Here is a 14,802-nt window from a genome sequence, read left to right as displayed (position 1 = left end):
ATAGCGGCAGATCAGTCAACATTAATAGTGACTGACACATCGCTATCGCGGGCAAGCCCGCTCCCACAGTGATTATTGCCAAGCCAGGCCCCGTTGCAGGTGCCCGGTTCGGGTTTAGCCGATGGTCATCAAGCTCGCATTACCACCCGCCGCAGCGGTGTTAACGCTCAACGCCCGCTCAATCACCAGACGCTCCAACGCAATGTTGGTCTCGCCTTGCGACAAACCATGAACACCGACAATGGCGCCCGCACGCTTGGCCACTTGCTGGCACACCGCACGCAACTGGTCCGAATGGCCATGATGCAGAACCGCATCAAACACCACTTCGTCTTTGTTCCAGTCGGACACCAGCTTGATGCGTGCCTGAACTTCCTTCGGCAGGCGTGCGAACAACGCCTTGCTCACGTCAGATTCCGGCCACACCGCCGAACCACCGACAGCCAACACCGCTGCCAGTTGAGTCAATAGATCGCCTTCAACCTCGGCCAGACACAGCACGTGCTCACGCGGCAGGATGGCGTAGCTGTTGCGCTCGCCGGTCGGGCCCGCCAGAACACGGGTGATCCCGCTTTGCGATTGCGCCGAGAACTGCACGCACAGGGTGCTCAGGTCGGCAAACTTGTTGCTGTCGGCCCAGGCTTTCAGGGCCGTCAGCGGCTTGCTCATGGCGTCACGCAGACGAACGTCCGGCGCGGCGATAGCATCACCGCGAGCGAAGGATTGTTCGATCGCATCGGTAGGACGTGTCGACAGCAGGCGGTACAGGTACAGCGGACCACCCGCCTTCGGACCCGTACCCGACAAGCCTTCGCCACCGAACGGCTGCACGCCAACTACAGCGCCAACAATGTTGCGGTTCACGTAGACGTTGCCGGCGTTGACGTTGTCAATCACCTTGGCGATGGTCTCGTCGATACGCGTGTGCACGCCCAGGGTCAGGCCATAACCGGAAGCGTTGATCTGGCCGATCAGTTGATCGATGTCTTTGCGCTTGTAGCGAACCACGTGCAGCACCGGGCCGAAGATCTCCCGTTGCAGTTCGTCGAAGCTTTCCAGTTCGATCAGGGTCGGCATCACGAAGGTGCCGCGTTTGACTTCTTCGCTGTTGGCGATAGCCACCTGGTACACGTTGCGACCTTTGTCGCGCATGGCCTGGATGTGCTTCTCGATGCCCGCCTTGGCTTCGGCGTCGATCACCGGGCCGATGTCCACGGACAGGCGCTCAGGATTGCCGAGACGGCATTCAGCCATGGCGCCCTTGAGCATTTCGATGACACGGTCAGCGGAATCTTCCTGCAAGCACAGGACGCGCAGTGCCGAGCAACGTTGGCCGGCGCTGTCGAAGGCCGACGACACGACGTCGATCACGACCTGTTCGGTCAGTGCCGAAGAGTCGACGATCATCGCGTTCTGACCACCGGTTTCGGCGATCAGCGGGATCGGACGGCCCTGGGCATCCAGGCGACCGGCGATGTTACGTTGCAGCAAACGAGCGACTTCGGTGGAGCCGGTGAACATCACGCCTTTAACGCGCTCGTCACCGACCAGCCCGGCACCCACGGTTTCGCCACGGCCCGGCAGCAGTTGCAGAACGCCTTCCGGAATCCCGGCTTCGAGCAGCAGACGCACGGCTTGAGCGGCGACCAGCGGAGTTTGTTCCGCAGGCTTGGCCAAAACCGGGTTACCGGCCGCCAGTGCTGCCGCGACTTGGCCACTGAAGATCGCCAGCGGGAAGTTCCACGGGCTGATGCACACCACCGGACCCAGTGGGCGGTGGGCGTCGTTGGTGAAATCGTTGCGCGCCTGCACTGCGTAATAACGCAGGAAGTCCACGGCTTCACGCACTTCTGCGATGGCGTTGGCGAAAGTCTTGCCGGCTTCACGAGCCAACAGGCCCATCAGCGGCTGGATCTCGCCTTCCATCAAATCGGCGGCACGTTCCAGAATCGCGGCGCGTTCGGCGGGCGGGGTGGCCTGCCAGATCGGTGCGGCGTTCAGGGCGCACTGGATCGCGTTGTCGACGTCTTCGACGGTGGCTTCCTGCACATGGCCAACCACGTCACGCAAATCGGACGGGTTCAGCACAGGCGCAGGGGGTTCAGTGCTGGAGGCGCAACCGAGCATCGGCGCGGCTTTCCAGTGGTTGTGAGCCGTGGCCAGCAGGGCGCAGGACAGCGAAGCCAAACGATGTTCGTTGGCCATGTCGATGCCGCTGGAGTTGGCGCGCTCGGCACCATAAAGATCACGCGGCAGCGGGATACGCGGGTGCGGCAGGCCGAAGCCGCCTTCCAGCGTCGCCATCTGCTCGATGCTGGCCACTGGATCGGCCACCAGCTCCTGGATCGAAATCGATTGGTCGGCGATGCGGTTGACGAACGAAGTGTTCGCGCCGTTTTCCAGCAGGCGACGTACCAGGTAAGCCAACAGCGTTTCGTGCGTACCAACCGGAGCGTACACGCGGCACGGACGGTTCAGCTTGCCTTCGGAAACTTTGCCTACAACTTGTTCGTACAGCGGTTCACCCATGCCGTGCAGGCACTGGAACTCGTACTGACCCGGGTAATAGTTCTGACCGGCGATGTGATAAATGGCCGACAGGGTGTGGGCGTTGTGCGTGGCGAATTGCGGATAGATCACTTCCGGCACCGACAGCAACTTGCGGGCGCAGGCGATGTAGGAAACGTCGGTGTACACCTTGCGGGTGTAGACCGGATAGCCTTCCAGGCCTTCGACTTGGGCGCGCTTGATTTCGCTGTCCCAGTACGCGCCTTTCACCAGACGGATCATCAGGCGATGACGGCTGCGGCGAGCCAGGTCAATTACGTAGTCGATCACGTACGGGCAACGCTTCTGATACGCCTGGATCACGAAACCGATGCCGTTCCAGCCGGTCAGTTGCGGCTCGAAGCACAGGCGTTCGAGCAGATCCAGCGACAGCTCGAGGCGGTCGGCTTCTTCGGCGTCGATGTTCAAACCGATGTCGTACTGCTTGGCCAGCAAGGTCAGCGACAACAGGCGCGGGTACAACTCGTCCATCACACGCTCGTACTGCGCGCGGCTGTAACGCGGGTGCAGTGCCGAGAGCTTGATCGAAATGCCCGGGCCTTCATAAATCCCACGACCGTGGGACGCTTTGCCGATCGAGTGAATGGCTTGTTCGTACGAGGCCAGGTACTTCTGCGCATCGTGCTCGGTGAGTGCCGCTTCACCCAGCATGTCGTAGGAATAACGGAAACCCTTGGCTTCGAACTTGCTCGCATTGGCCAAGGCTTCGGCGATGGTTTCGCCGGTGACGAACTGCTCGCCCATCAGGCGCATGGCCATGTCGACGCCCTTGCGGATCATCGGCTCGCCGCTCTTGCCGATGATGCGGCTCAGGGACGAAGTCAAACCTGCTTCGTTATGCGTGGCGACCAGTTTGCCGGTCAGCAGCAGGCCCCAAGTGGCCGCGTTGACGAACAGCGACGGGCTGTTGCCCAAGTGCGGGTGCCAGTTACCGGTGCTGATCTTGTCGCGAATCAGTGCGTCGCGGGTGCCTTTGTCCGGGATGCGCAGCAGCGCTTCGGCCAGGCACATCAGCGCTACGCCTTCCTGGGATGACAGGGAAAATTCCTGCAACAGGCCCTGAACAATCCCGGCACGGCCACCGGCACTTTTCTGATTGCGCAGCTTCTCGGCAATCGATGAGGCCAGTTTGTTGGTGGCTTCAGCCATCGCTGCCGGCAGACGCGCCTGCTCGATCAGCATCGGCACCACTTCCGGCTCAGGGCGACGGTAAGCGGCGGTGATCGAAGCGCGCAGCACCGATTGCGGCAGGATGCTTTCGGCGAATTCGAGGAAGCACTGGTGAGCGTGATCCAGAGGCGCATCGACGGCGTCGTCGGAATCCTTGGTCAAACCGCTCAGCTCGGTCAGGGTTGCACCACCCTCGAGTTTTTCCAGGTAATTGAAAATTGCCTGCTTGATCAGCCAGTGCGGCGTGCGATCAATCGAGGTCGCGGCAGCCTTCAGGCGCTCGCGGGTCGGGTCGTCAAGTTTGACCCCAAGGGTGGTGGTAGCCATTTTTTTATCCTCATGTTTGCCACGACCGCGTGGCATCAGCTGGCGGCAAGATTAGCCGCGCAACCGTCGAGGTGCAACCGGGTGCAACCCTTTTTTTGTCGGAATAATAAGCAGCTCGTCAGGAATTAAATTCCGGTACGAACGTACCGCTTCTGCTTGGTGCTTTTACTTCTAGAAACATCGCGTGACTGCGCTAAAAGGGAGCAAAAACCGCTCGGTTTCACGGAAAACAGTTTGGGTGCAACTAATTCTCACGAAATGGGTTGCACCTTATTTGGATTGTTGAATAGGATTCGCGCCCCAAGGTGCAACCGGATGAAAAATCGGTGCGCCGGCTGATGGCTTTCCTGGGGAAACATCAGTCTTAAATGCGCGGGCTTTGAAATCGTCTGAACAAACGTTGTCGTTTGTCGGCGGGTTCACACGCTGGCGCCACATAAAAACAAAGCCAGGGCATCACAGAATGAGCGTAAGCAATCCAACCCTGATCACGTTCGTGATCTACATCGCAGCAATGGTGCTGATCGGCTTGATGGCCTATCGCTCCACCAACAACCTTTCTGACTACATTTTGGGCGGTCGCAGCCTGGGCAGCGTCGTCACGGCCTTGTCCGCCGGCGCATCCGACATGAGTGGCTGGTTGTTGATGGGCCTACCGGGCGCCATCTACATGTCTGGCCTGTCCGAAAGCTGGATCGCCATTGGTCTGATCATCGGTGCTTACCTGAACTGGCTGTTCGTCGCTGGCCGTCTGCGCGTGCAGACCGAGCACAACGGCGATGCCCTGACCCTGCCGGATTACTTCGCCAGCCGTTTCGAAGACAAAAGCGGCCTGCTGCGGATCATTTCTGCGGTGGTAATCCTGGTGTTCTTCACCATTTACTGCGCTTCCGGCATCGTCGCTGGCGCCCGTCTGTTTGAAAGCACCTTCGGCATGTCCTACGAGACCGCGCTGTGGGCCGGTGCTGCGGCGACGATTGCCTACACCTTCGTCGGCGGTTTCCTCGCCGTAAGCTGGACCGATACCGTACAAGCCACACTGATGATCTTCGCGCTGTTGCTGACGCCAATCATCGTGCTGCTCGCCACCGGTGGCGTCGACACCACGTTTCTGGCCATCGAAGCGCAAGACGCCAGCAACTTCGACATGCTGAAAAACACCACCTTCATCGGCATCATTTCGCTGATGGGCTGGGGTCTGGGCTACTTCGGCCAGCCGCACATCCTCGCGCGTTTCATGGCGGCGGATTCGGTCAAGTCGATTGCCAACGCCCGTCGCATCTCCATGACCTGGATGATCCTGTGCCTGGGCGGCACCGTTGCGGTAGGTTTCTTTGGTATCGCTTACTTCTCGGCGAACCCTGATTTGGCCGGTCCGGTCACTGAAAACCACGAACGTGTGTTCATCGAACTGGCGAAAATCCTCTTCAACCCATGGGTTGCCGGTGTATTGCTGTCGGCCATCCTGGCTGCCGTGATGAGCACCCTGAGCTGCCAGTTGCTGGTGTGCTCCAGCGCCCTGACCGAAGACTTCTACAAAACCTTCCTGCGTAAATCCGCTTCCCAGGTGGAACTGGTCTGGGTCGGTCGCGCCATGGTGCTGCTGGTTGCCCTGATCGCCATCGCACTGGCCGCCAACCCGGAAAACCGCGTACTGGGTCTGGTCAGCTACGCCTGGGCCGGTTTCGGTGCTGCGTTCGGTCCGGTTGTGCTGATCTCCGTGATCTGGAAAGACATGACCCGCAACGGCGCACTGGCCGGCATCCTGGTCGGCGCGATCACCGTGATCGTGTGGAAACACTTCGAACTGCTGGGCCTGTACGAAATCATCCCTGGTTTCATCTTCGCCAGCCTGGCGATCTACATCGTCAGCAAGCTGGGTTCGCCGACTCACGGCATGCTCCAGCGTTTTGCTGCGGCCGAGGCAGATTTCCGTCTGAACAAGTGATGGGGATGAGCTGAGGCGCTGATCTCTCGCCGAACATGAAAACGGCCCGCTTCCTGATGGAGACGGGCCGTTTTTTTTGGCCTGTATAAATCTCGAATCCCTGTACATATTCCTGTAGGAGTGAGCCTGCTCGCGATAGCCGGGTCAGTCGACATCAAGTTGAATGATTAACCGTTATCGCGAGCAGGCTCACTCCTACAGGGGATTGGTGGTGGTTTTGAGGGAGATGTCTGTAGCCAAACGCACTGATTCGTGAAGGACAAATCTCTTTAAAAGTAGGGGGAATCTGATTTCCTTGTCCCTCCCTCAACCCCCCTTGTCGCTCATGCAGAATCGCCCGCCTTCATTCTGCAGAGACACATCGGATGTTCGCGCCTGCCAATCAACCGCGTTTCACGTTGACCCTCGACGGCGTCCAGAATGAGCTCAAAGTCCTTGAGTTCACGGGCACGGAAGCCATCAGCCAACCCTACCGTTTTGACCTGGAACTGGTCAGTGAACGGCCAGACATAGAACTGGAAAGCCTGCTGCACCGTCAGGCGTTTCTGAGTTTCGATGCACAAGGTTCCGGTATCCACGGTCAGATTTTTCTCGTCGGCCAAAGCGACTCCGGCAAACGTCTGACGGGTTATCAGATCAGCCTCGTGCCGCGCCTGGCTTACCTCGGTCAGCGCATCAACCAGCGCATCTTCCAGCACAAAAGTGTGCCAACGATCATCGCCCAAGTCCTCAAGGACCATGGCATCCAGCGCGATGCGTTCGAGTTTCAGCTCGGCAGCGACTACGCACCTCGCGAGTACTGCGTGCAGTACGCCGAAAGCGATCTGGCGTTCATCCAGCGGTTGTGTGCCGAGATCGGCATTCACTACCACTTCCAACACAGCCCCGACGGGCATCTGCTGGTGTTCGGTGATGACCAGACGGTTTTTCCTCGTCTGCCCGAGTCGACGCTGTATCTGCCGGGCAGCGGAATGGCGGCGGTTGCGCCGGCCATCAAACGCTTCAACGTGCGTCTGGAAACCCGCACGACCGCGGTCGCGCGTCGCGACTACGACTTTCAAAAACCTCGCCTGCAACTCGAAACCCGTCTCGACAGCGAACAGCGCCCGGTGCTGGAGGATTACCACTTCCCCGGCCAGTTCATTGATCGCGAACATGGCAAGCAACTGACCCTCCGTGCACTCGAACGCCACAATGCGGACTTTCGTCTGGCTGAAGGTAAAGGCGACGATTCGTCGCTGGTTTGCGGGCATTTCCTGCACCTCGCCGAGCATCCGCGTCAGGCATGGAACGACCTGTGGCTGATCACTCAAATCGAACATCGCGGCCGCCAGCCACAAGTGCTGGAGGAATCGGCCACCAGTGACGACCCGGACGACTTTCAGGGTTATCGCAATACGTTTCTGGCGACGCCGTGGGACGTTTCGTTTCGTCCGCCACTGGGGCCGCAAAAGCCCCGCATGCTCGGCTATCAACCGGCCGTGGTCACTGGGCCGACTGACAGCGAAATCCATTGCGACGAGTTCGGTCGGGTCAAGGTTCAGCTCGCCTGGGACCGCGATGGACAACTCAACGAACACTCCAGTTGCTGGCTGCGCGTGGCCACGGGCTGGGCGCATGACCGTTATGGCAGCGTGCTGATCCCGCGCGTCGGCATGGAAGTGCTGGTCGGCTTCATCGACGCTGATGCTGACAAACCGCTGGTGATGGGTTGCCTGCCGAACGCGTCGACGCCCGTTCCGCTGGACCTGCCCGCCGACAAGACCCGCAGCATTTTCCGCAGCCAGAGCAGTCCGGGAGGCGGGGGGTACAACGAACTGCGCATCGAGGATCGCAAAGGCGCCGAGGAAATCTACCTGCGCGCCCAGCGAAACTGGACCCAGCATGTGTTGAACGATCAGCACGTGCAGGTCGATAACCAGCGCAGCATCGTCGTCACGGGTACCGCTCGCCACGAGTTGAAGGCCGACGAGCAGCGCATCACCCATGGCCAGCGCCAGGCCGAAGTGAAGCTCGACGATCACTTGGTGGTGATGGGTGATCGGCACATTCGCGTAACCAGCCAGGCGCTCAACGCCAGTCAGCAATTCCACGTCAGCGCCGGCCAGCAAGTGGTGATCGACGGTGGCGCCAGCGCGACGATTCAGGCGGGCGGGCAGTGGATCAATATCGGTCCTGGGGGGATTTTCAGCAGCGTGCCGATTCAGGTGGGCGGGGCGTTGATGCCGCCGATGGCGGCTGCGCCGACGGCGCCGAATACGCCGTTGAAACTCGCCGCTGCGCCGGCAGCGTTGTTGAGTGCTGCACAAATCATGAGCCTGAAAAGCGACGCGCCGTTTTGTGAGGAGTGTGAGCGCTGCAAGGACGGTGTCTGTGCGGCCTGATCATTTAACGCCTCGCGACTGGCTAGCCCGGCAGCCGCTGAAATCATCGGAACAGCTTTTTGCGGTTTTCAGTAATGCCAGCACGGCTGAGCCGTTCAAAGTCTGGCAGCAATCGACCACCGTTCACGCGCCGCACCCGATCTGGGTCGATACCGCCTACGCCGAGTGGGAACCGGTGATGCCTTTTGTGGGAATCATTGAGGCAGGCAGTGAGTTTCTCGAGTGGGTCGCTGCCACCGAGTCTCGCGATTGGGGTTGGTTAGCGGTTTCTTCTGCGTCTCAAGAGGGGCTGGTCGAGCATCTGCGCAGCCTTACCCAGGTACTTTTGCCCAACGGACATGCGGTGTTTTTCCGCTTCTGGGACGGGCGTTATGTGCTGCCGATTCTTCAGTCCGGCGAAGTGAATGCCACGCAGTTAATGCCGGTGATCGACCGTTGTTTGATCAATGGTCAGCCGCTGGATATCGGCGGCAGTGCGCTGAAAACCACCAGGGTTTTTCCGTGGTGGGAAGTTTCCGAGTCGCTACTCAAGTACCTCGCTGGCGAGTCCGCGACGACTCGCATCAACAACTTGCTGATGTGGTTGAGCGAGGACCGACCTGATCTTTATGAAGCGTTTTCGCCGAGCGTATTGCGGCACAAAGTCGCGCTCTTCTTGCAGACGCCGGACCTGCCTCAAGCACCGAAATCAGCCTTGGTGGATTACCTGATGACGGAGCTGGACTGATGGATCAGATCGTGCGGATAGAGCAGGAGCTCGACGGGTTTAAAGACACGCTGGTTGTGTATCGCCAGCAACTTGGCAGCTTCTTGGGGCGGAATACGGACAGGGTCAGCCGGGCGATGGATTTGCCTTCGCTGATGGACATGGAGCGACTGGTAAAACTTGGGAGCACCACGACAGCGGTGAGCGGTGGCGATGATGATTTTTTCTCGGGTGTTGCTCAGTGTCCGGCAAGTGGGATTCTGGAAATCGAGAGCAAGTTTGAATCGGTTTATGACATTCCGTTGGGGAATATTTCAGTTGATGTGATTGCCCGGGATGGCGGCGAGATCAAATCGGTCAAGCTCGATGAAAACGGTAAGGGGCAGTTCGAAGGGATACCTGGCAAGTTCTACCGTGTTCATGTTCAGAGTGAAGTTACACCGAAGCAGATCGACAAGCTTTTTGATTCTTACAAAGGCCTGACCACGGAGCTGGAAGGCTGGCTGCGCAACGAGTGGCAGGGGTTTAAACCGCAGTGGTCGCAGCAAACGATGTCGGCCTCGTTGGCCGCCGTGGGCAATGGAATGCTCGCAGGAGGTTGGGCGGCCGTTCAGGCTGTTTGGGATGGTATCGGTGAACTAACCGACATTCTGAAAGACCCTGACGCCTTTGCCGAGAAACTGGGTGAAAGCGCAGGGGAACTGGCAAGTCTCGCTGTAAGCGCCCCAGACAAAATGGAAAAAGCCCTGTTGCTGGCCAGCGACGAGGCGGCGTTGTGTTTGCTGATGCGCACCGCAATGTTATGGCTCGAAGCATTGCCGCCATCGCAATTGGCCGGGACGTCGGCTGAGGCCATTTCCAAAGGTGTGGTTGGCCTGGTCATCGACGTATTGATTGGCTTGGTGTTGAGCGTGGTCGGCGTCGGTATTGCCTGGCTGACAGTGCGACTGGCCAAGTACAGCGCGCAGATTTTTCAGGCCGTGATGGGCTTCGTGAAGTCGATGGTCACGATCATCGACAACTTTATGGAGTACGTAGACCGCTACAAAACAGTCGCCGCGCGCGGCGTTGCAGCGGGACTAAACAAGGGGCGCATGCAACTGCGCTGGGATGCCAAACGCAACACCACCCTCAAGCAAAACGAACACCACGACAACGCCCCGGATCAGTCAAAAAATCCCAATGGCGACCCTGCCGATTCCGCCAATAAAACCGCCACCAACAAATGCCCGGTGTCGATGGTCACCGGCGAAGAACTGCTGACCCTCACCGACGGTTCGCTGGACGGCCTCCTGCCGTTCGACTTCACCCGGCTCTATCGCACCAGCGCCGCCGAAATTGACTGCGGCCTCGGTTTCGGCTGGAGCCACTCGCTCTCCCATCGACTGGACATCGACGGCGACAGCGTCATCTGGATCGACCACGAAAACCGTCGCACCCCATTCCCGCTGCCGACCGCTGAACGCCCGGCGATTCACAACAGCCTGTCGCGCGCGGCGATTTATCTCGGGGCTGAACCCGAAGAACTGATCCTCGCCCAGGCCGGTGACGAAACGCGCTTTTACCACTTTCAAAATGGTTTTTTGACCGCGATCAGCGACGGATACGACAACCGCCTGCGCATCACCCGCGACCGTCAGGACCGCATCCAGCGTCTCGACAACGGCGCCGGCCGCGCCTTGCGCTTGCGTTATGAGCGCAGCCATTTGGTCGCCGTCGACTACCAGGTATTTGTCCCGGCCGAGACCCTCGATGAGTCCTGGAAGACCGAGCAAACCCTGGTCAGTTACACCTACGACGAACGCGCACACCTGATCGAAGCCAGCAACGCCGCCGGTGAAAGCGAACGCTACGACTACGACGACCAGCACGTCATCCTCCAGCGGCAACTGGCCGGTGGGGCGAGTTTCTTCTGGGCGTGGGAAAGGTCCGGAAAAGCGGCACGCTGTGTCCGCCACTGGGCCTCATTCGCACAGATGGATGCGCGCTACGTGTGGGATGACGCCGGCAGCGTCACCGTGCACAACGTCGACGGCAGCGAAGAGGTTTACGTCCACGACGAGCGGGCGCGGCTGGTGCGCAAGGTCGAACTGGATGGCGGTGAACAGCTCAAGGCCTATGACGAAGAAGGCCGGCTGATTGCCGAGCAGGACCCGCTCGGCGCCGTCACCGAATACCGATACGACGAAGTCGGACGCCTGGTGGCGCTGATTCCGCCGGAAGACGAGCCAACGGCCTACGAATACCGCAACGGTTTCCTGCACGCCCGCTATCGCGGTAAAGCCGTGTGGAAGTATCGGCGCAATGCCCAGGGTGACGTTACCGAAGCGACCGATCCCGACGGCCAGATCACCCATTACCACTACGACGAAAAAGGTCAGTTGCTGTCGATTCGCTATCCGGACACCAGTCGGCATGTGTTCGTCTGGAACGGTTTGGGGCAACTGGTCGAGGAAACGCTACCGGACGGTGGTGTACGGCGGTTTTCCTACGACTCGCTCGGCCGACAGATTACCCGTCAGGACGAGCAGGGTGCAGTCACTCAGTCGCAATGGGACGCCGTTGGCCGACTGATCCAGACGATTCTTCCTACCGGTGCCAGTCGCGCCTACAGCTACAACGCCTACGGAAAAATCACCGCCGAACGCGACGAGCTCGGCCGCATCACGCGCTACGAATACCTCAACGACCTGCACCTGGTCAGCCGTCGGCTCAATGCCGACGGCTCCCAGCTGAAGTATCGCTACGACAACGCGCAGCTGTTGCTCACGGAAATCGAAAACGAATCCGGCGAGCAATATCGGCTGGACTACACGCCCGGCGGCTTGATCCGACAGGAAACCGGCTTCGACGGTCAACGCACGGCGTACGCCTACGACCTCAATGGTCATCTGCAGGAAAAGACCGAGTTCGGCGCAGACGGTTCGCAGCTGGTCACCGCTTACGAACGGGATTCCTCAGGGCGACTGCTGGTCAAAACCCTGCCCGACGGGCTCAAGGTCGAGTACCGCTACGATAGCCTCGGCCGCCTGATCGGCGTCGACGACGGCCACGACCATCCGCTGGAATTCGAATACGATCTACAGGACCGCCTGATCACCGAACATCAGGGCTGGGGCACCCTGCGCTATGGCTACGACGCCTGCGGCCAACTCAAGCGCCTGCGCCTGCCGGACGGCAGCAAACTCGATTACCACCATGCCAAGGGCGGCGCACTCACCGCCATCGACCTCAACGGCACGCGGCTCACCCGCCACCAATTTACCTTCGGTCGCGAACAACAACGTCAGCAAGGCCAGTTGCTCAGCGACTTTGCCTACGACGATCAGGGGCGTCTGAAAGCCCATGCTGTCAGCCAACAGCAACAACCGCTGTATCGCCGCGACTATGCCTACAGCGCCAACGGCAATCTCGACCATATCGCCGACACCCGCCACGGCCAACGCAACTATACCTACGACCCGCTCAACCGCCTGACCCGCGTGCGCCACACCCGCGACACCCCAGCGGAAAGCTTCGCCCACGACCTGGCCGGCAACCTGCTGATGCAGGACCGCCCCGGCGCCGCGAAAGTGCTGGGCAATCGCCTGCTCCTACAAGGCGACCGCCACTACGACTACGACGCCTTCGGCAACCTCATCCGCGAACGCCGCGGCACCGGGCAAAAACTCGTCACCGACTACCGCTACGACTGCCAACACCGCTTGATCGGCGTCACCACCCCGGACGGTCGCACCGCCACTTACCGCTATGACGCCTTCGGCCGCCGTATCGCCAAAACCGTCGACGGCCACACCACCGAATTCTTCTGGCAAGGCGACAACCTCGTCGCCGAAAGCAGCCGCGAACACTACCGCAGCTACCTCTACGAACCCGGCAGCTTCCGCCCGCTGGCCATGCTCGACGGCAAAGGCCCACGCAAGGCTTGCCCGTTCTACTACCAACTCGACCACCTCGGCACACCGCAAGAACTGACCGATTTTGGTGGCGAGATCGTCTGGTCGGCGAAGTACAACGCCTACGGCAAGGTTACGCAGCAGGCGTTCGGCGGGGGCGAGCAACTTGAACAGCCGTTGCGGTTTCAGGGGCAGTACTTCGACGCCGAGAGCGGTCTGCACTACAACCGGCATCGGTACTATGATCCGAAGATTGGCCGATACCTGACGCCGGACCCGATCAAGTTGGCGGGTGGGCTGAATCAGTACCAGTACACGCCGAACCCGACGGGGTGGGTTGATCCGTTGGGGTTGAGCGGGAATTGCCCGCCGCCGAATAAGCCTGGGTGTGGGGCGCCGGATGATACGGCTGGCGCTAGGGTAGATGAAGGTGAGCCGGCTCTGCCGAAGCTGACAGGTGATCAGCGGCGAGAAAGGATTGGGATTCTTAAGGAGGAGGTTGCTAAGCGCTGGGTTGAGCGGTTTGAGAAAAAGTACCCTGGAATGCATTCCATCGGTAAGCATAGTATCGAGGTTCCTGATGTGGTAATTCGACAGCGCTCGGTAGACGGTACGGATCCCATTACTAAGATTCCCCATAGAGAAAACAGAGGGAACTTAAGCTCGCAATATAAAAGCTGGAACTTGCAAATGCATACGCTAAACGATGATATGACTAGGGTTGTTCGAGGGCTTCCGCAATTCACCGGCAAAGATGTCAATGGCTACAATGTGGTTAGAAGGGAGAATAGAAATGTTGGGCGAGGGTATAAGCCAAATAGAAAAGACCCGGAAAATCCACACCTGTTTGAAAATATGCACGGTTCGGAAACAAAATTTAGTAAAGGTGACAACCCTAAACCGTTTACATCTCATCCGGTGATAATTAAATGATTAAAGATCCATATTTAGATCAGCCATACTCGCCAACAGTGAGGGAGCTTATAGGGGATTTTGATATTTATGATAGGGAGCACACTCTTGGTGTAGAGTTAGAGAAATACGATATCAATCTTTCTATTGATAGGAGGGCTCTTGCAAGAAAATATATTTTAGTTAGTTACGATTTTTTGAGTTATAGACATAAATTTTCGCTGGTGGCCGTTCTTGAGTCTGCACTACAAGATGAGTCTTATGACTTTCAGGCATTGCTAGAGCATGACTGCGAAAGCACGTATCTCTTTCCAAGTGGTTGGGATGAAATGAAAAATCCTCGTGCATTTTTTGAAGATATTTACAGTGTTTTGAGCGATGAGTGGAAAGGTCAGCTGCTAAAGGCAAGCCTTGAGGATCAATCCACTTGGTGAGATGAAGTCAGTGAAATTTCTGGGTAGGGTCGTCGGAAGTTTCCTGCAAATCTGCGGCGGCTTTCATGAACTGGTGGGCAACGCGTTTCATCAATAGTCTCTGGTGGTCACTGGGAATCAAAGGGGGCAGATTTAATTTTGCTGCTAGCTTCGAAGGTGTTGTTGTAGAACAACAAATAAATCCGTCCCCTTTTTGTTACAGATTAGGATAATAAAATGTTGAAGTGGCCTATGTATGACCTTCCTTTTGAGCCAACGCTATTGTACTGGCTGGGAGGCGTCTCTGTTTTTGATCGTGAGGAAACACTAGGTGAGGCATTGCGGGTATATTGAATCGCCCCTGGTTTTCTAGACACTCTCCAAGCTCAGGAAATAGCGTTTCTCATACTCTACTGGAGACAGCTGCATAGCACTGCTGTGTCGGCGTTTAGGGTTATAGAACATCTCGATGTAATCG

General features: G+C 58.5%; 7 protein-coding genes. 5 read left to right on the top strand and 2 right to left on the bottom strand.

Annotated elements, in window-relative coordinates; genetic code table 11:
• Positions 1 to 114: 114 nt before the first annotated feature.
• A complete protein-coding gene (gene putA, locus H8F22_RS26210) occupies positions 115 to 4,065 on the bottom strand; it encodes a trifunctional transcriptional regulator/proline dehydrogenase/L-glutamate gamma-semialdehyde dehydrogenase (RefSeq protein ID WP_194940869.1) in 3,951 nt (1,316 codons plus the stop codon).
• 463 nt (positions 4,066 to 4,528) lie between these two features.
• On the opposite strand from putA, the gene putP reads away from it, so the two are divergent.
• The 5 genes from putP (at position 4,529) to H8F22_RS26185 (ending at position 14,345) form a co-directional block, all read left to right on the top strand.
• Positions 4,529 to 6,013 (top strand): sodium/proline symporter PutP, encoded by a 1,485-nt coding sequence (putP, locus tag H8F22_RS26205; RefSeq protein WP_027922055.1) that lies wholly within the window; start codon positions 4,529 to 4,531, stop codon positions 6,011 to 6,013.
• A gap of 365 nt (positions 6,014 to 6,378) precedes the next feature.
• A complete protein-coding gene (locus H8F22_RS26200; RefSeq protein WP_194940868.1) occupies positions 6,379 to 8,397 on the top strand; it encodes a type VI secretion system Vgr family protein in 2,019 nt (672 codons plus the stop codon).
• Positions 8,387 to 9,124 (top strand): DUF4123 domain-containing protein, encoded by a 738-nt coding sequence (locus tag H8F22_RS26195; protein WP_194940867.1) that lies wholly within the window; start codon positions 8,387 to 8,389, stop codon positions 9,122 to 9,124. The genes H8F22_RS26200 and H8F22_RS26195 overlap by 11 nt, the downstream gene beginning before the upstream one ends.
• The gene (locus H8F22_RS26190) at positions 9,124 to 13,932 is read left to right on the top strand and encodes an RHS repeat-associated core domain-containing protein (RefSeq protein WP_194940866.1); all 4,809 of its coding nucleotides are present in this window, start codon (positions 9,124 to 9,126) and stop codon (positions 13,930 to 13,932) included. The genes H8F22_RS26195 and H8F22_RS26190 overlap by 1 nt, the downstream gene beginning before the upstream one ends.
• Complete coding sequence (locus tag H8F22_RS26185; RefSeq protein WP_194940865.1) at positions 13,929 to 14,345, top strand: hypothetical protein; 417 nt, start codon at positions 13,929 to 13,931, stop codon at positions 14,343 to 14,345. Before H8F22_RS26190 ends, H8F22_RS26185 begins: the two co-directional genes overlap by 4 nt.
• 348 nt (positions 14,346 to 14,693) lie before the next feature.
• Here H8F22_RS26185 and H8F22_RS26180 read toward each other — a convergent pair.
• Positions 14,694 to 14,802, bottom strand: a 109-nt coding sequence (locus tag H8F22_RS26180; protein ID WP_135192744.1) for an IS3 family transposase, incomplete at its 5' end; no start/stop codon positions are given.

The organism is Pseudomonas mucoides (assembly GCF_015461845.1).
In the GTDB taxonomy this organism is placed as follows: Bacteria; Pseudomonadota; Gammaproteobacteria; order Pseudomonadales; family Pseudomonadaceae; genus Aquipseudomonas; species Aquipseudomonas mucoides.
This window is presented reverse-complemented; position numbering and strand designations above follow the sequence as displayed.

What these genes read in the sequence shown, in the direction of transcription:
- putA (WP_194940869.1), bottom strand. Translation starts at nt 4,065, where the DNA reads ATGGCTACCACCACCCTTGGGGTCAAACTTGACGACCCGACCCGCGAG.
- putP (WP_027922055.1), top strand. Translation starts at nt 4,529, where the DNA reads ATGAGCGTAAGCAATCCAACCCTGATCACGTTCGTGATCTACATCGCA.
- H8F22_RS26200 (WP_194940868.1), top strand. Translation starts at nt 6,379, where the DNA reads ATGTTCGCGCCTGCCAATCAACCGCGTTTCACGTTGACCCTCGACGGC.
- H8F22_RS26190 (WP_194940866.1), top strand. Translation starts at nt 9,124, where the DNA reads ATGGATCAGATCGTGCGGATAGAGCAGGAGCTCGACGGGTTTAAAGAC.
- H8F22_RS26185 (WP_194940865.1), top strand. Translation starts at nt 13,929, where the DNA reads ATGATTAAAGATCCATATTTAGATCAGCCATACTCGCCAACAGTGAGG.